The sequence below is a fragment of the Streptococcus wuxiensis genome (genome assembly GCF_040888245.1).
Lineage (GTDB): Bacteria > Bacillota > Bacilli > Lactobacillales > Streptococcaceae > Streptococcus > Streptococcus wuxiensis.
In genome coordinates, this window is record NZ_JBFNFE010000006.1 from 37,021 (window position 1) to 54,780 (window position 17,760).

14 protein-coding genes are annotated in these 17,760 nt (G+C 43.0%); 1 reads left to right on the forward strand and 13 read right to left on the reverse strand.

Features of this window, described 5'->3' with window-relative positions; genetic code table 11:
* Positions 1–52 precede the first annotated feature (52 nt).
* Positions 53–2,698 carry a DEAD/DEAH box helicase family protein gene (locus tag AB2B47_RS07290; protein ID WP_320693967.1) on the reverse strand — a complete coding sequence of 882 codons (2,646 nt, stop codon included), beginning with the start codon at positions 2,696–2,698 and terminating at the stop codon, positions 53–55.
* A gap of 136 nt (positions 2,699–2,834) precedes the next feature.
* Here AB2B47_RS07290 and AB2B47_RS07295 point away from each other — a divergent pair, with 136 nt between their 5' ends.
* Positions 2,835–3,455, forward strand: coding sequence for a TVP38/TMEM64 family protein (locus tag AB2B47_RS07295; protein WP_074324833.1), 621 nt, complete (start codon positions 2,835–2,837; stop codon positions 3,453–3,455).
* 41 nt (positions 3,456–3,496) lie between these two features.
* On the opposite strand, the gene AB2B47_RS07300 is transcribed toward AB2B47_RS07295, so the two are convergent.
* The 12 genes from AB2B47_RS07300 to AB2B47_RS07355 all read right to left on the reverse strand — a co-directional run bounded on the left by AB2B47_RS07300 (position 3,497) and on the right by AB2B47_RS07355 (position 17,759).
* Positions 3,497–4,651 (reverse strand): MFS transporter, encoded by a 1,155-nt coding sequence (locus tag AB2B47_RS07300; RefSeq protein WP_320693968.1) that lies wholly within the window; start codon positions 4,649–4,651, stop codon positions 3,497–3,499.
* A 179-nt stretch (positions 4,652–4,830) separates the two neighbouring features.
* Positions 4,831–5,757 carry a permease-like cell division protein FtsX gene (ftsX, locus tag AB2B47_RS07305; protein ID WP_223332616.1) on the reverse strand — a complete coding sequence of 309 codons (927 nt, stop codon included), beginning with the start codon at positions 5,755–5,757 and terminating at the stop codon, positions 4,831–4,833.
* The gene (gene ftsE / locus AB2B47_RS07310) at positions 5,750–6,442 is read right to left on the reverse strand and encodes a cell division ATP-binding protein FtsE (protein ID WP_004251332.1); all 693 of its coding nucleotides are present in this window, start codon (positions 6,440–6,442) and stop codon (positions 5,750–5,752) included. Before ftsE ends, ftsX begins: the two co-directional genes overlap by 8 nt.
* Before the next feature lie 15 nt (positions 6,443–6,457).
* Positions 6,458–7,553, reverse strand: a protein-coding gene (gene prfB, locus AB2B47_RS07315; protein WP_115253954.1) for a peptide chain release factor 2 whose coding sequence is annotated in 2 segments (ribosomal slippage) — positions 6,458–7,480 and positions 7,482–7,553 — 1,095 coding nt in all. Because the reading frame shifts where the segments join, the coding sequence is not laid out codon by codon here.
* A 180-nt stretch (positions 7,554–7,733) separates the two neighbouring features.
* Entirely contained in the window at positions 7,734–8,993 is a 1,260-nt protein-coding gene (locus AB2B47_RS07320) for a TRZ/ATZ family protein (RefSeq protein WP_320693969.1), read from the reverse strand.
* Between the two features lie 284 nt (positions 8,994–9,277).
* Positions 9,278–10,216, reverse strand: coding sequence for a peptide-methionine (R)-S-oxide reductase MsrB (gene msrB / locus AB2B47_RS07325; protein ID WP_320693970.1), 939 nt, complete (start codon positions 10,214–10,216; stop codon positions 9,278–9,280).
* Between the two features lie 124 nt (positions 10,217–10,340).
* A complete protein-coding gene (thrB, locus tag AB2B47_RS07330; protein WP_320693971.1) occupies positions 10,341–11,210 on the reverse strand; it encodes a homoserine kinase in 870 nt (289 codons plus the stop codon).
* Position 11,211: 1 nt separating this feature from the next.
* Positions 11,212–12,498, reverse strand: coding sequence for a homoserine dehydrogenase (locus AB2B47_RS07335; protein WP_320693972.1), 1,287 nt, complete (start codon positions 12,496–12,498; stop codon positions 11,212–11,214).
* 130 nt (positions 12,499–12,628) lie between these two features.
* Entirely contained in the window at positions 12,629–13,351 is a 723-nt protein-coding gene (gene yaaA, locus AB2B47_RS07340; RefSeq protein ID WP_320693973.1) for a peroxide stress protein YaaA, read from the reverse strand.
* A gap of 45 nt (positions 13,352–13,396) precedes the next feature.
* Entirely contained in the window at positions 13,397–13,807 is a 411-nt protein-coding gene (locus AB2B47_RS07345; protein WP_320693974.1) for a peptide deformylase, read from the reverse strand.
* 109 nt (positions 13,808–13,916) lie between these two features.
* Positions 13,917–16,601 carry a cation-translocating P-type ATPase gene (locus tag AB2B47_RS07350; RefSeq protein ID WP_320693975.1) on the reverse strand — a complete coding sequence of 895 codons (2,685 nt, stop codon included), beginning with the start codon at positions 16,599–16,601 and terminating at the stop codon, positions 13,917–13,919.
* Positions 16,602–16,790: 189 nt separating this feature from the next.
* Positions 16,791–17,759 (reverse strand): glycosyltransferase family 2 protein, encoded by a 969-nt coding sequence (locus AB2B47_RS07355; protein ID WP_320693976.1) that lies wholly within the window; start codon positions 17,757–17,759, stop codon positions 16,791–16,793.
* Between the last annotated feature and the right edge of the window lies 1 nt (position 17,760).

Here is a 17,760-nt window from a genome sequence, read left to right on the forward strand (position 1 = left end):
CTTAATTATCTATTATTATATCATATTCCTAGCAGAAAACGCTCACTTCCTTCTATTTCAAAGCACTTTTGACCTTTTTCTTAGTGATGATGCGGTCATTTTTGTTGGCTAGGGATTTGAGTCTAGCTTCGAGTAGGATTTTTCGACCTGCTTCGTTGCGGGTGTAGACGAGTTGATAGTTGCCTATGTGTGGTGCGACAGCATTTTGGAAGACCTGGGCATCTTCCTTGCGTTTTTCAAAGAGGCTAGGCACTACGAAATACTTGGACTGACCTGCTGGTGCTTTTTGAGCGACTAAGAGGTAGCGTTGATTGTCTACTGGGGCAAAGAATTCTCCTAAGACCTTGGAAAAGAGTTCCTTGTCTCGCATACTGCCACCTTTTAGATAGGCAAAGACATTAAAGCTTTCCTTGTCCTCATCGACCTGCACGCGCGACTGGTCATCAGACAAATGCCCTGCAGTCACCATGGCTTTGCGAATAGCTTCACCGACCTGGCGCAAGCGTTTATAAGGACTCTTGTAGCTGTAATAGCGAAAGGCTGTGATAGCTAGGAAGAGGACACAAAGAGCTGTCAGCCATGGCAAGGCAAATAAGGTTAGTCTAAAGACATAGGTTAGGAGACTAATGGCAAATACCATCAGAGCATAGCGAAGCCACTTTTCAGCATCTGCTAGGGCAAGCAGAGGGATTCGTTTGCTGTCTGTCGCCACTTCGTTGACAATCTCAATCTTGTCAGCAACAATGAGAGATTCCTGCCATTTTTTACGTAGGGAGGCACGATCCTTGGATAGTTCCTTGATCTTCTCGTTGTAGTCTTCGAGTTTCTTTTTCTTAAATGGGAACTCAGGAAAGTTCAAGCGATCCAGACCTGTTTCAATGGTATCTTCCTTATAGGACAAGCCAAGGAAATGGTCCATCCGACGGGCAAGGGTTTGCAGGTCCTGATATGGATTGAGGTCTTGTTCTTCTTGATTTTCATTTGAAAAGGCTGGATTTTTGTATGGTTTGATGGCTACTAGGTGCCAGATATTGCTGGTCTTATCTGGATGTCCTGGCCAGATACGGATAGCACGGCCCCGCATCTGATTACTCAGCATAAAGCTTCCGACAAAACTTCCTAGGATGAGAGAGTTGACACAAGGCGCATCCCATCCTTCTCCCAAGAGTGACTTTGTTCCGACCAAGACCTGGATAGAACCACGTTGGAAGAGTTCAGTCACTGCTGCGACCATCCCCTTAAAGCTAGATGGAAATCCTACTTGGAGATAGGCGCCTTGGTCGAGTTTTCCGATGGCAGAGAAGGTCAAGCTAGTATTTGGGATGAGCGCTTCGAGTTCTTCCTTGACACTGGCCGGTATGATCACGACACTACCAGAAAGGACTGCTATGGGGACAGAAAGACCTTGTTTTTGCGCACTTCGGCGAATGGTTTCAAAGTAAGGGAGGACACCTAATTGCGTGATTGGTGCTTGGTCATCTCCCAGATAACTGGCAAAGTCCTTGCGAATATAGTCCGCCAAGACCAACTGTCTCAAGTCCTTTCCTAGACTAGCATACTCGGTCTCAAAAATAGATGCAATCCCAGCCAGTTTTCCTAGAGATTGGTTGAGGATTTGGTCATTGGCCTTAGATTTGACCAAGAAAACCTGACGTTTTTCAATCAGTCCTCTCGATTTCAGTTCTGCTTCTATTTTTTTCTTTGTCTCCTGCGGATCCTCATACCAGTCAGGTGTCTGATAGAGAAGGCCTTGCAAGAGAACTTCGAGCCAGTAGTAATTAAGAGCAGGCAAACCTTCAGCACCTAGTAAATCTCGTAGATACTTGGGGATTTCCAGCTTTTGAGCCTGTAGATAAATGAGGAGGGCTGAAAGATACTTGGGATCTTCTAGGAGCATATCCGCAGAAATTTCCCCTTTAAGAACCTTGGAACTCCGAATCAACTCTTGGAAGTCAGGTTCAACGACTAGTTGGCTGACATACTGCCACTTGGTGTCTTCAAACTCTTCCAAGCGTTTGTCTTCTTCCTTAGTCGGAAAACAGATATAGACAAAGTCCTGATGAGGGCAAAGAGTGTCTTCCTTGACCAGTTCTGGCACTGTGATTTCTTGGTCAATCTCGCCACACATCTGGAGATAGCGATCCCAGAGTTCTGGTTCACTGTCATAAGGCGGTGTCGCAGTGAGAGAGATGACTTGCAGTTGCTGGTAGTTTTTACGGAAGTCTTCTAGACTTTTCCACCATTCATTTCTCAAGTGATGGCATTCGTCCAGACAGAGGGTTTCGACACCCCTTTCCTTGAGTCTGGCAAGCAGGTCAAAGCCGACAAAATCCTCAACCTCGCCGTTATCTTCTTGAGATTGCACCTGTTGCATAGCACTGTGAAAAGCTTGGTAGGTGGCGATGGTGATTTGCTTCATGTCTTTGAGATTTTGAGACACGAGACTTGTGACCTGGTTCTCATCCTCTAAAAAAGCCTGGCCAATCCTATCCACCCATTGTTCCCGAATGGTAACCGTCGGCACCAAAACAAGAGCAGGCTTATCAAAGCGGGCAATCAACTCGATCCCTATGGTTGTTTTCCCTGAACCAGGCGCTGCCACCAAGTGGACATGACCATCTGCTTGGTATTCTTGGAAATTGTCCAAGACCTGTTTTTGGTAGTTGCGCCAAGTGCCATTAAACTTCAATCCTAACATGATTTTCCTCATTCTAAGCTGTCATTTTCTTATTCCCATTTTACCATACTTGAGGCAAAGTCACACGAAGTATCCCATGTAGTCTTTCTCCCTAAAATATGGTATAGTAGAATCATACTACACAAGAGGAGTTTACATGTCACACGAGAAAGAAATGAAAGCTGTTTCTCCCCTTCTACAGCAAGCCATTCATATTTCCTCCATCGTCGGTGGAGTTGGTACTGTAATATTCTGTATCTGGGCCTATCAGGCGGGTATCTTGCACTCCAAGGAAACCCTATCTGCCTTTATCCAACAGGCGGGTGTCTGGGGCCCACCACTCTTTATCTTTTTACAGATTTTGCAGACGGTTGTTCCCATCATTCCAGGTGCTCTGACCTCCGTTGCAGGTGTCTTTATCTACGGACATATCATCGGGACCATCTACAACTATATCGGTATTGTCATTGGTTGTGCCATTATCTTTTACTTGGTGCGTCTCTACGGAGCACCCTTTGTCCAGTCCATGGTCAGCAAGCGTACCTATGACAAGTATATCGGTTGGCTGGATGAGGGCAATCGCTTTGACCGATTCTTTATCTTTATGATGATTTGGCCAGTTAGTCCAGCTGATTTTCTCTGCATGTTGGCTGCTTTGACCAAGATGAGCTTCAAGCGGTATATGACCATTATCATCCTGACCAAGCCCTTTACCCTGGTCGTTTACACTTATGGCTTGACCTACATCATCGATTACTTTTGGCAGATGTTTGGCTAATACACAAAAAACTCAAGGATTCATCCTTGAGTTTTTCTTTGTTAGGCTTCTTTTTTCAATAAGAGGGAAACAATGACTGATGTAGCAATCATCCATGCTCCTAGAATGATGAAGGTCATTCGACCATCTGTAGTCACCAAGCCAATCCCTGAAAGAACGAAGGGTGTTAATGATGCTCCAAAAGAACATCCCAAAACAGCATAGGAAGTTGCTTTGTTGAGGAGTTTTGCAGGAATTCGCTCAGATATCAACTGAAAGACTGTCGTCAGAGCGATACTATAGGCAAATCCTCCCAGGATAGAACCTGCAACCACCACCCAGAGTGATGGGGAAAGAGCAATGATGATTTGCCCGATACCAAAAGTAACACCAGCGACCAATAGAAGTCTTTCCTTGAAGGTCGAAATCAGGAAAGAAAAGCTGATTCCAGCTAGAATCCCAATCAACTGCATGGCACTAAGTACCAAACTGGACAGCTGAGCATCTCCAAACCCTGCCTCAATCATGAGACTTGGGATACGGAAGGTGATAGCCGTATTGGTACATACAATCACTGCAGCTGCAATAGCAAGGAAGAAAATCAATTGGAGCATGGAACGAGTCAGTTTCGCTGTTTCTTCTGTCTGATGTTTGGACTCATGAATTTCTTCCTTGTTGTAAGGGACAAAGAGAAGGAAGAGTACGAGAACTACTAGACCAGCTGCATAGGCTAGGAAGGTTGCTGTCCAACCAAATGCTAAGAGCTGACCGACTGCCAGCGTCAAGATAGAGGCTCCTACTACCTCAGCCGATCCACGAAAACCAAGCATCTGGATACGGGTTTTGCCGTGGTAACGTTCACTGATGATCGAAATAGCCTTGGCATTGAGCATCCCAACTCCAAGCCCAAATAGCAAACGGGTTGCAAAGACAAAGTAATAACCTTGATACCAGAAAGGTGCAGTTCCACTGATGGATAAAATCAAGAGTCCCAAGGTCAACTGGAGACGTTCAGGAAAAATACGCTCTAGAACTCCGTTTAATAAAAGCATGGCCATAATCCCAAAGGATGGGAGGCTGACCAAGAGTTCGACCTGACCGGTCGAATAGCCCTGATAATAGTCAAACATAGCAGGCAGGGCGCTCGAAATAGAAAACGATGTGATCAATACTAACGATAGGGAGAGTATGCTCACTTTTTCCAAAAATTGTTTCATCTTTTCCTCATTCATTGTTCATTTTTCATATTAGTAAAAAGGTCCTTTCCTATCATACACTCTTTAGCCAAAATTGGCAAGCGACTGAGCACCAAGACCAAAAGAAAAAGCGGGGCATCAAGAGCTGTGAAGTCTTGATGACATCCCACTTTTTTATGTGTTTTATCCAGTTATGTGACTTAGATTTTCAAGAATCGACGCATTGAGATTCCTGAACCAAGTGAACCGATACAGATTCCGATGAGGAACAAGAGACCAATCATCAATGGAATAAAGGTATTCGGTGTAATCAAAGATAGGTTTTGACCAACCAAGGATGGGTTGACAGATTGGAACACTCGGTTATAGATAAAGTAAACCAATGCTGATGGAAGAGCTGCTCCCAACAATCCGATAAAGGCACCTTCTAGCAAGAATGGGCCACGGATATAACCGTTTTTTGCACCAACCAAACGCATGATTTGGATTTCACGGCTACGTGAAATGATAGTAATACGGATGGTATTTGAAATCAAGAAGACTGCGATGAAGATCAAGAGTCCTGCGATGACCAATCCCCATACACGGATGAAGGAAGCCAACTTGAAGAGACGTTCGGTATTGGCACCACCGTCTTGAACTTCAGAGACACCTTCGATTTTCTTAGCTTCTTCAGCTACAGGTTTTACATCACTTGGTGAATTGGTATCTACGATGTAGGCATCATGAAGAGGGTTTGCATCTCCTTCAAATACCTTCCACTCATCACCCATAGTTTCAGTCAGCTTTTGGTACTGCTCTTCTTTACTTGAGAAAGTTACATTTTTTACAGCTGGCAGAGCTTTAAGGGCGTTATAGACCTTGTGGTAGTCATTGTTCGTGACTGTTTGGCCTTCTTTTACAATGGTTTCACTGTTGTCTTCAACGTCTTTACGAACATAAACCATGACGCGGACGTTGTTTTCAATATCAGTTGCTAATTTCGCAGTATTGAAGATAACTGAAGCAAAGATAGCAACCAAGGTCAAGGTAATCATTACTGAACTGATAGCAGCAATGGTCATCCATCCATTACGCTTTAAACTCTTTAAAGCTTCAAACAGATGGCGGAAAAATCTACTAATCATCGTATCCGTACTCTCCTTTCGCTTCATCACGTACCACGCGACCATTCTCGATGGCAATAACGCGGTGGCGCAAGGTATTTACGATTTGGCTGTTGTGGGTCGCCATCAAAACAGTTGTCCCTTGAAGATTGATACGTTCCAAGAGGTTCATGATTTCCCATGAGTTATCTGGGTCCAAGTTACCTGTTGGTTCGTCGGCAATCAAGACCTTAGGATTGTTTACGATGGCACGCGCAATGGCGATACGTTGTTGCTCACCACCTGAAAGCTCATTTGGGAATGAACGAACCTTGTGCTTCAAACCGACAAGGTCCAAGACTTCCATAACACGTTTTTTGATGTTACGACGACTTTCACCAACAACCTCCATTGCGTAGGCAATGTTCTCATAAACGGTTTTCTTTGGCAAAAGTTTGTAATCCTGAAAGACTACTCCAACGTTTCTACGCAAGAACGGAATATCTTTCTTTTTAATCTTAACGAGGTTATAACCTGCAACTTGCAAGCTTCCTTTGTCGATTTTGACCTCACGATACAAGGCACGGATAAAAGTTGATTTACCAGCACCTGAAGGTCCTACGATGTAGGCAAATTCGCCTGCATCGATATTTACAGTGATGCCACGTAGGGCTGTTGTCCCGTTGTCGTATTTTTTGACAACATCTCTCATTTCAATGATTGACATGTGACTTCCTTTCTTTTAACTGATACGCCATTTCAGATAAGCATCGATGAAACCATCTAGGTCTCCATCCATTACCTTATCTACTTGCGCTACTTCAAAGTTTGTACGATGGTCTTTTACCATTGTATAAGGCGTAAATACATAGGAGCGGATTTGGCTTCCCCATGTAATTTCCTTTTTCTCACCCTTGAGCGAGTCTACCTCAGCAGCTTTCTTTTCCTGCTCCATCTGGTAGAGTTTTGCCTGAAGCATCTTCATAGCACGGTCACGGTTTCCGTACTGAGTACGGTCGACGGTTGATGCTACGACGATTCCTGTCGGAATGTGAGTCAAGCGGACACCTGTTGAAACCTTGTTGACGTTTTGTCCACCTGCTCCACCTGAACGGAAGGTATCCATCTTGATATCATCCTCACGGATGTCAACTTCGATGGTATCATCCAACTCTGGCATAACTTCTACAGAAGTAAATGAGGTGTGGCGACGTTTAGCAGAGTCAAATGGTGAGATACGGACCAAACGGTGAACTCCCATCTCTGACTTGAGAAGACCATAGGCATTTGGTCCTTCAAAAGACAAGGTTACTGACTTGATTCCTGCCTCATCACCTGCTTGGTAGTCTAAGACCTCGACCTTGAATCCTTTGGCATTTCCATAGCGAGTATACATACGAAGGAGCATATCGCCCCAGTCTTGAGCCTCTGTCCCCCCAGAACCAGGATGGATTTCAAGGATGGCGTTGTTGTGATCATAGGGTTCTGACAAGAGAAGGGTCATTTCGTAGCTGGTCATCATCTGATCTAACTCAGAGAGTTTTTCAACCAGCTCATCCTTAACGGATTCATCCTCTGCCAAAAAGTCCAGTAAAATCTCAACTTCATCCTGCAACTCATCCATCTTGTGGAAGGTATTATAGGTATTTTTGAGTTCGTTTAATTCTTGCGACGTTTTTTGGGCCGCAATATTATCGTTCCAAAAATCAGGTTCTGTCATTTTGTTTTCCAAAATGGCAATTTCTTCCTCTAAACCTTCGAGGTCAAAGAGACCCCCTGAAAGAAGCTAATTTTTCACGATTTGCATCAATTTTTTGACGAATTTCTGAAATGTCCATACATACTCCTTTTTTTGCATCTTATTATTATACCACAATTTTTCTTATTTATCTAATTGGTATTTTTTAAAATTTAGTTTCAATATATTTCTGTAAGAAGTCAAACAGGCTTATTTCTGGCAAAATTTTAAAAACCTCACAAGAAATTTCCTATGAGATTTAGTGATTTTATACTAGTTTTTACAATTCTACAGTCAATACTTGACCATCCTGCACAACCTGCTCCCCTGCAATGTAGACGTCATCAATATCACTGGATTTGACGGCATAAACGAGGTGAGATAGCATGTTTTCTTGAGGTTGAAGATGGATTTTGCCTTGGGGTTGGATGACTAGGAAATCTGCTTGCTTGCCGACTTCTAGGCTGCCAATTTCATCCTCCATTCCCAATACCTTAGCACCTTCAATAGTCAGTGCCTTGAGGGCTGTTTCAATTGGAAATTGGCTAGCATCGCCACTCTTCATTTTCTGTAAGAGTGCTGCAGTCCGCCCTTCCTCAAACATATCGAGATTGTTATTAGAAGCAACTGAGTCCGTCGCAATCCCGACTGGCACTCCTGCCTTTTTAAGTTGGACGACTGGTGCAATCCCTGAGGCTAATTTGAGGTTGCTGATAGGATTGTGAGCGATAGCGACTTGCGAATCTGCCAAGCGGGTAATTTCTGCTTCATTTAACTCCACACCATGGGCAAATACAGCCTTATGGTCTAAATAGCCAAGATCATCTAGAAAGGCTAGTGGTCGTTTGCCATAGCGTTTCAGGATAATACCTGACTCTTCCTGTGTTTCTGCAACATGGATATGAAGAGGAATGTTTTCTTCTTTTGCTAGCTCAAGACTTGCCTCCAGCAAATCTCGACTACAACTGTAGGGCGAATGAGGGGCCACCATAACCTTGAAATTTGGGTCTTGATAGCCTTTGATTGTCTCGATAACAGCTCGAATTCTGGCTATAGTTTCAGCCGTCGTCTCCACATCTGAAGAAAAGAGGGTTGGAGAAAAATAGCAACGCATCTTGGATGCCTTGACTGCCTCATAAATCTCAGCTATATCCACTCCATTAGGATTGTACATATCATTGAAAGTTGTCGTTCCAGACTGGAGCATCTCTGTCAGAGCCTCTTTGACAGCCTTTGTAGTCATCTCTGGTGTGAATTCTGCTTCTGCTGGCCAGATATAGTCCTCTAGCCATTCGTGGAGATTGCTATCATCACGAATACCTCTCAAGCCTGTCATGGCAGAATGAGTATGGCAGTTAACCAAGCCAGGCATAATCCAGGCACCCTGATAGTCTATGATTTGATCTGCTTGTTTAAGAATCTCTTGATTTTCCTGACCGACATAGACGATTTGGGATTCTTTGACAGCCAAAATCCCATCTAGATAGACATGGAAATCTTGGTCACAAGTCACGATATTTACATGCTGAAAGACTTTCATCCCTAGGCTCCTTTTCTAAATTATACTCTTCGAAAATCAAATTCAAACCGCGTCAACGTCGCCTTACCGTACTCAAGTACAGCCTGCGGCTAGTTTCCTAGATTGCTCTTTGATTTTCATTGAGTATTAGCTTTCATACCAGATAATTTTTCTAGCTATTGTAACAAAAAAGTCACCCGAAGGCAACTTTTCTTATTGTTTATGGGGTTTAAAGTAAGAAAGTAAGTGTTTCATGTGTCCCTTCTATTTCCAAAATGAAGAAGGTGGAAAACCCACCATCTTTTTTACTTGTTCAAATATGGAAGTAGATAGCCATAACCAGCCTCTTCCATCTCATCCTTCGCAATGAATCGTAAAGAGGCAGAATTGATACAATAGCGTAAACCACCAAGTTCCTGAGGTCCATCGGTAAAGACATGTCCCAAGTGAGCATTTCCTGAACGTGAACGAACTTCAATACGCTCCATACCGTGACTCAAATCCTGGTAGTAATGGATGAGTTCCTTGGAAATAGGACGGCTAAAACTTGGCCAACCACAGCCTGAGGCAAACTTATCCTTGGCAAAGAAGAGAGGCTCACCAGTAGTGATATCGACATAAATTCCTTCCTCAAAAGTTTGGTCGTAGGCATTTCTAAATGGAGCTTCCGTTGCAGCCTCTTGGGTAACTCGGTAGGACTCTTCTGATAAACTTTCTCGTAAAACTGCCTGACTCGGTTTTTCATAGTTAGCAGCATCTATAAGTGGTTTCTCAGCATCCCTCACATCGATATGGCAATAGCCTCCAGGATTTTTCTTGAGGTAGTCTTGGTGATAGTCTTCAGCTAAGATATAGTGGCGAAGCTTCTCCACTTCAACTGCTATCTTACGACCAAGCATGCGCTCCTGCTCTTGGACAAGACCATAGATAGTCGGTAAATCCTCTTCATCTAGGTAATAAATCCCTGTGCGGTACTGACGACCACGGTCATTTCCTTGTTGGTTGACAGATAAAGGATCAATGACTCGGAAATAATAGAGTAAAATCTCACGGAGCGAGACCGCCTTCTCATCATAAATGACTTGCACAGTCTCTGCGTGATCTGTTTCTTTGATCAGTTGATAATTGGTGGTTTCTACTTGACCATTGGCATAACCAACACTTGTTTGCAGCACTCCAGAAATACGGGAAAAGTACTCTTCTAAGCCCCAAAAACAACCACCTGCTAGATATATTTCTGCCATTTCAAATCCTCCTTGACCATCTGTTGGTCGCTAAACACAGGAAATATTTCATTTCCCATCTTTCATTTTCAAAAAAAGGACAGGAAGCCCTCTCATAGAGAGTTTCCCCATCCTATTGTTCTGTTTATTTTGCTTCGACGCGAACGCCTTGTGTATCTACTTGCAAATCATGAAGCTTGCCTTTGAAAGGTTGCTTTTCAAGCTCAGCCTTAATCTTAGTCATCTTGTCAGGATCAGCCAAGACCATAACAGTCGGACCAGCACCAGACAAGTAAGTCGCATAAGCACCATTTCTCTTGGCAACTTTCTTGATCGTTGCAAATTCTCTCACCAGTTCTTGACGGTAACGCTCATGAAAGAGGTCACTCTCAATCGCCTGGCCTGCTTTGACCATATCTCCAGTCAGTAGGGCTGCAATAGCCACATTAGCGATAGAACTTGCCGCAACAGCTTCCTTGTAAGAGAGTTTCTTAGGCAAGACACCACGACTATCGCGAGTTCGCAATTCATAGTTCGGAATGTAGGCTAGGAAGGCACACTCTGGAAAAGGCGCCACTACTGCTGAAACCTGACCTTCGACTGAGCTTGCAATGACCAGATTACCATAGATAGCAGGTGCAACATTATCAGGATGCCCTTCAATCTTAGTCGCCAATTGTAATTTTTCATGTTTGCTTAGCTTCAAGTTTCCGAGTTGATTTGCCAGTTCAATCCCAGCAACGATGACCGAGCTCGATGAACCTAGTCCACGCGCAAGCGGAATATCACTGACCATCTTCAGACGTCTAGGTTGGAGGTCTGGAACAATTTGTAGAGCAATCTTCAGCAAAAGATTACGTTCATCACGTGGAATCCATTTGCCTAATTGGTGCTCAATCATCCATTCTTCACGTTCCTCACAAACCTGAATTTCTAGATACTTAGTTACAGCTACACCAACCGAGTCAAAACCAGGACCCACATTGGCACTTGTAGCAGGTACAATAATCTTCATCTTAGTCTCCTAAAACCTTGAAGGTGTTGAGAAGTTCAAATTCAGCTACACCCTTCAAGGCTGCTGTAATATTTTCAAGTTGCGCCTTGTTGATTTTATGAGTGATGATGACAACACGAGCCTTTCCTTCTTGCTTACCATCTTGAAGGATTTGCTTGAAGGAAATATCTTCTGCGTTAAAGAGCTCTGCCAATTTCAAGACTTGCCCTTTTGAGTCTGGAGCCAAGATTGAGAAATAGTAGTTAGCTTTGACATCTTCTGGCTTAGCCAAGACTACTGGACGGCTGTATTCATTAAAGGCTTTTCCAATTGTTCCATCATTCAGGCGACGAACGATGCGGGCAATATCAGCCACAACACTTGTTGCAGTTGGCTTTTGACCTGCACCTGGTCCATAGTACATAGACTCGCCGATACCGATAGATTCCACAAAGACAGCATTCATAACACCATTAACACTTGCAAGCGGGTGAGTTTTAGGAAGGAAGGTTGGCGTAACCTCAGCAGCAATTCCTGAAGCTGTTTCTTCGATAGAACCAACTAATTTCACAACATAACCAAGTTCTTGAGCTACTGCCACATCTTCTGGAGTGATGTTGCGAATTCCTTGGTGACCCACATCTTCAAACTTAACATTCATTCCAAAGGCGAACTGACTGAGGATGACCATCTTGTAAGCCGCATCAATTCCATCAACATCATTGGTAGGGTCGCTTTCAGCAAAACCAAGTCGTTGGGCTTCTGCCAAAGCATCTTCATAAGACCAACCTTCTGTTACCATTTTGGTCATCATGAAGTTAGATGTTCCATTGACAACACCAAGAACACGAGTGATCTTGTCTGACGCTAGTGAGTTAACCAAGGTACGAAGGATTGGAATTCCTCCTGCAACAGCTGCTTCATAGTATAGGGCAACATTGTGAGCTTTTGCTACCTCAAGCAATTCTGCACCATGAACTGCCAAAAGATCCTTGTTAGCTGTCACGACGTGTTTCCCTGCTTCTAAAGCACGAGTGATAAATGTTTTAGCAGGTTCGATACGCCCCATCAACTCAACAACAATAGTGATGTCTTTGTCTGACAAGATTTCATCGATATTGGTTACAAAATTAAAATCATTTCCTGCTTCAAACAAGCGTGCTTTCTCTTGATCGTCTTTAACCAAAACTTTAGCGACTTCAATTTCTGACTGGGCTGCTTGAACAATTTTTTCTCTATTTTCCTTTAGCAAGAATGGCACACCACTGGCTACTGTACCAAATCCAAGTAAGGCAATCTTAACTGACATGTTTGTCTCCTCGAAATTTTCTAATAGTCTTATTATACCAAAATTGTGAGAAAATTCCTACCATTCTAAACTAAAAATAGGAGCACCAAATCACAGAAAAAGTCTGCCCTGATACAATCTCGGACAGACTCTATTTTACAAAAGCCAATTCCTTGTCACTAGACAGGTCTTCTCGATAATTGAAACCTGCAAAGCTGAGTTTTGTAATCTCTTCAACCGAAGTTACTTGATTTTCCATCAAGGCTGTTAAGAAGGCACCTCTAGCTTTTTTAGAAATGGTTGAGTGGATTTTAAGTTTTCCATCTCTTTCTTCCATAAACTTGAAGGTCACCATTTTCTCACGAATTTCTTTAGGAAAGACATTTTCAAACTCCGAAGACAAGAGAGAAATGATTAACTCCTGGTCTTTCATTGACTCCTCATAGGCTAGCTGCCAGTGACTTTTCAAGCTTTTTCCAGCGACTTTGAGCTTCATCAAAAAGTCCAGTCTGTGAGGTGCAATCGGCGCAAAGGCTGGAATCACACCATAGAGAGCTGACGTTATCATGAGGTGTTTTTCGAGATAGGCTTGCTCCTCCTTGGTTAGATTGTCCCGTTTGATGTTGCGATACATGAGTCCATCAAAGAGGTGCAAGGCTGGATAGTTTGTCGCAGTTCCATTTTTCAAGGCTTGGATATGGTCATATTCCTCTTGCGCTTTTTCGGCGGAAATTTTGTAAAAGTTCTCCAGCTCTTGGGCAGAATATCTTGCCAATGCATCCAGCACTGCCTGACTTTCAGGACGCAAAGGTTGTGCCTCTAAACTAGAGATTTGGGTGTTCATTTCTTTTGCAGTTGGGATTAGAATTTTCATAGTGTTAGTGTAGCATATTTTTTTAGGACTACCAAGGATTTAAGCCTAAATAATAATCCCTTCCAAATGGTCCAGTTCGTGCTGGCAAATCTGAGCAGGAAATCCTGTCAGGGTAATGGTCTGTTCTTGCCAATGGATATCCCGATAAGCCACGGTAATCTTTTCATACCGAGTTGTCGGTCTGACACCTGTCAGAGACAAACATCCTTCCTCCGTCTTGTATGGACCTTCAAAGGATTGGAGAATAGGATTAAACATGACCATGGGAATCATGCCGATATTAAAAATAATGACGCGTTTTTGCACCCCAATCATATTGGCGGCCAGTCCAACACAAGTTTCTCGGTTAGCCTGTAGGGTATCTTGTAAGTCCTTTGCTAGGGGTAGATCTTCCTGACTAGCAGGCTGGGATACCTGCGACAAAAACAAGATATCTGTTACAATTTTCTTTTCCAAGACTCTTTCCTCCATACGATATCAGTCTACTTGATTATAACACAAAATCTTTGGCAGTTTATCTTTATATATAAACAAAAAGCCATCCGAAGATGACTTTTCATAGTGCTTAAATAGCGTTTTTATCTTTTCCAAGGGCTCGTTGGACTGCTTTGACAATCTCAACAAGAACCACAATCATGAGTGCTCCTACAGCGACCACTATCCATTGAGTCAAACTCAAATGAGAAACGTGGAAGAGACTGTTAAATCCTGGAACCAAGATTGTCACCATCAAGAGGACAAAGGCAACAGGGATAGACCAGTTAAAGGTCTTGTTGGTAAAGAGTCCCACTTTAAAGATTGATTGGTAAACCGACTTAACGTTAAAGGCATGGAGCAATTGGATCAAACCAAGAGTTGCAAAAGCCATGGTAAGGGCATCCGCATGGATTTCAGTATGACTTTGGTGCTCTGGGAAGAGAAGTGCCCATCCGTAAACACCTAAAACGAGCATAGTTTGGAAAATCCCTTGATAAATGATTGCTCCAAATACACCACCATCAAAGAAGTTAGACTTACGACCACGTGGTTTGTGGGTCATGACACCTGGCTCAGCTGGTTCCACACCTAGGGCGATGGCTGGTAGCGTATCTGTTACCAGGTTAATCCATAGCAAATGCACTGGTTGAAGCACATCCCAACCTAACAAGGTTGCAAAGAAGATGGTGAAAACTTCAGCCATATTAGCAGACAAGAGGTATTGGATTGATTTTTGGATATTTGAGAAGACCTTACGTCCTTCTTCTACCGCTACGATAATGGTTGCAAAGTTATCATCAGCAAGGACCATATCCGAAGCTCCCTTAGAAACTTCTGTACCTGTAATCCCCATACCGATACCAATGTCAGCTGTCTTAAGTGAAGGTGCATCGTTGACCCCATCACCCGTCATAGCGACAACCTTACCTTCATTTTGCCAAGCTTTAACGATGCGAACCTTGTGTTCAGGCGATACACGCGCGTAGACAGAGTATTGCTTGAAGACTTTTTGGAATTCTTCATCAGTGAGTTCATTCAACTCAGCACCCGTGAAGACATGGTCTTCTGTATCATTTGGATCGATGATTCCAAGACGTTTGGCAATAGCTTCCGCTGTATCTTGGTGGTCACCAGTGATCATGATTGGACGGATACCTGCTTCCTTAGCAACACGGACAGCTTCTGCAGCTTCTGGACGCTCAGGGTCAATCATGCCGACCAAACCAGAGAAAATAAGGTCAGATTCAACAATTTCAGATTCCAAGGTTGGAATTTCGTTACTTGTCTTGTAAGCCATCATCAAGACACGAAGGGCTTGTTTAGCCAAGTCTTTGTTGGTTGCAAGGATGGCATTTTTATCTTCTTCTGTGATTGGGCGAACTTCCCCATTGACTTCGATACGAGTCACACGCTTGAGCAATTGGTCAGGTGCACCCTTGACAGCGATAAAGTAAGAACCGTCAGATTCCTTATGGATAGTCGACATAAGCTTACGGTCTGAGTCAAATGGCAATTCAGCCACACGTGGCTCATCCTTCAAGACTTCACGAACATCAAAGTTGTGGTCCAAACCAAACTGTACAAGAGCAGTTTCAGTTGGGTCACCAATCAATTTGCCAGATGGGTCTACCTTGGTATCGTTGGCAAAGTTCATGACACGAAGGGTATTGTTGCTAGCCGCAATTTCTGTTGCAGAGCTTTGCAATTGACCGTTGGTATAAACTTTCTCAACCGTCATTTGGTTCATAGTCAAGGTACCTGTTTTATCAGATGCGATGATTTCTGTTGAACCAAGCGTTTCAACCGCTGGCAATTTGCGGACAATCGAATTACGTTTTGCAAGGGTTGTAGTTCCCAAAGATAGAACGATAGTTACAATGGCAGGAAGCCCTTCTGGAATAGCCGCTACTGCAAGGGCAACTGCCACCATCAAGCCTTCTAATGGATGTTCACCACGAACAAAGACACCAACCAAGAAGGTAATCACTGCAATCACAATGATTAAGTAAGTCAAGGCCTTAGATAATTGTTCCAGGCTTTGCTTCAATGGTGTCTCTGTCTCGTCAGCATTAGCCAACATATCTGCAATCTTACCAACTTCTGTATACATACCAGTGTTGGTCACGACACCAATACCACGACCGTATGTTACGTTTGAGTTTTGGTAACCCATGTTAACACGATCTCCGATACCAGCATCTGCTTCTACCATTTGAGTAATATCCTTTTCAACCGGTACAGACTCACCAGTAAGAGCAGCTTCTTCGATTTTAAGAGACGCCGCTTCAAGCAAACGCATATCGGCAGGCACCACATCTCCCGCTTCAAGCAAGACGATATCTCCAGGTACCAATTCTTTCGAGTCAATCTCAATCACATGACCATCACGACGAACCCGAGCCATCGGGCTAGACATATTTTTCAGAGCTTCAATGGCTGCTTCTGCTTGCCCTTCTTGGTAAACCCCAAAGGCAGCATTCAAGACAACAACGGCCAAGATGATAATGGCATCTGTTAAACCATCCATCCCTTCTGTAACCACAGAAAGTGCCGCTGCCGCGAGCAAGATGATAATCATCAAATCCTTAAATTGATCAAGGAATTTAGCTAATAGGCTACGTTTCTCTCCCTCTTCTAACTCATTTCGACCATAAGTCGCTAAGCGTTCTTGAGCTTGGGCAGTTGACAAACCTTCGATCGATGAGTCCAAGTTCTTTAGGACTTCTTCTGAGGTTTGTGTGTAAAACAAGTCTTTATTTTGTTCTTTTGACAAAACAGTCTCCTCCTTTTTGGCCTCTTTTTACAAAAAAGAGACCTGTTTTTTAAAAAAACAAGTCTCGCTGTTTAATATAGTGCCGGAAATAATTCGTAATGACGACACTATCGCGGTAAACCGCCAGCTACTCCCTTGAGTAGTTCTATTATATCAGAATTTCAAAAGTTTTCAAGGGTTGAGGTATAGTTAATCTTCATTCTCATTATAAGTACGTTCACTAATAATATATCTTGGACGGCGCTTGGTTTCTAAATAGATTTTTCCAATATATTCTCCAATTACACCAAGACTAATCAGTTGAACTCCACCAAGTAAGCTTACAATTGCGTAAGTACTGGCCCATCCAGCTACTACGTTACCAGCAAATTTACTCCACAAAACCCAGATTATCAATAAGAAACTTAAAAACGAAGTCAAGACTCCCAAGCTAGTAATCAAGCGAATGGGTTTAATAGATAGGCTCGTAATACCATCCATTGCTAGACCAAGCATTTTAGAAAGTGGATAGTGACTCTCTCCAGCAATTCGCTCATGACGTTTATAAGTCACGTAGGAATACTTAAATCCTACAAGAGGCATAATGCCACGAAGAAATAAGTTTACTTCTTTAAATTTAGCAAGTTCATGAATAAAACGTTTGGAGACTAAACGATAGTCCGCATGATTAAAAACGACATCCGCTCCAAATAAATGCATCACTTTATAGAATCCCTCTGCTGTAATACGTTTAAAGGCTGAATCTGTCTCTCGGTTATCTCGAACGCCGTAGACTATCTCTGAGCCTGACTTGTATTCAGCAATCATCTGATTCATACAATGAATATCATCTTGACCATCTGCATCAATGGTAATCACGATATCCGCAAATTCTGCAGCTTCGTACATACCAGCAAGAACACTACTTTGATGACCGCGATTTCTGCTTTGTGCAATACCAACAACATGACTATTTTCTTTTGCATATTGTTGAATTAATGACCACGTCGCATCTTTACTACCATCATTGACATACATCACTTTACTGTTTGGATGCACTTGTCCAGTATTGATTAAAGATTCAATCTTTTCAATAAACATTGGATTTGTGTAAGGTAATACTTGCTCTTCGTTATAACATGGAATCACGATATATAAAATCGGGTTATTTCTACTCATC

What these genes read in the sequence shown, in the direction of transcription:
- AB2B47_RS07290 (WP_320693967.1), bottom strand. Translation starts at nt 2,698, where the DNA reads ATGTTAGGATTGAAGTTTAATGGCACTTGGCGCAACTACCAAAAACAG.
- AB2B47_RS07295 (WP_074324833.1), top strand. Translation starts at nt 2,835, where the DNA reads ATGTCACACGAGAAAGAAATGAAAGCTGTTTCTCCCCTTCTACAGCAA.
- AB2B47_RS07300 (WP_320693968.1), bottom strand. Translation starts at nt 4,651, where the DNA reads ATGAAACAATTTTTGGAAAAAGTGAGCATACTCTCCCTATCGTTAGTA.
- ftsX (WP_223332616.1), bottom strand. Translation starts at nt 5,757, where the DNA reads ATGATTAGTAGATTTTTCCGCCATCTGTTTGAAGCTTTAAAGAGTTTA.
- ftsE (WP_004251332.1), bottom strand. Translation starts at nt 6,442, where the DNA reads ATGTCAATCATTGAAATGAGAGATGTTGTCAAAAAATACGACAACGGG.
- AB2B47_RS07320 (WP_320693969.1), bottom strand. Translation starts at nt 8,993, where the DNA reads ATGAAAGTCTTTCAGCATGTAAATATCGTGACTTGTGACCAAGATTTC.
- msrB (WP_320693970.1), bottom strand. Translation starts at nt 10,216, where the DNA reads ATGGCAGAAATATATCTAGCAGGTGGTTGTTTTTGGGGCTTAGAAGAG.
- thrB (WP_320693971.1), bottom strand. Translation starts at nt 11,210, where the DNA reads ATGAAGATTATTGTACCTGCTACAAGTGCCAATGTGGGTCCTGGTTTT.
- AB2B47_RS07335 (WP_320693972.1), bottom strand. Translation starts at nt 12,498, where the DNA reads ATGTCAGTTAAGATTGCCTTACTTGGATTTGGTACAGTAGCCAGTGGT.
- yaaA (WP_320693973.1), bottom strand. Translation starts at nt 13,351, where the DNA reads ATGAAAATTCTAATCCCAACTGCAAAAGAAATGAACACCCAAATCTCT.
- AB2B47_RS07355 (WP_320693976.1), bottom strand. Translation starts at nt 17,759, where the DNA reads ATGAGTAGAAATAACCCGATTTTATATATCGTGATTCCATGTTATAAC.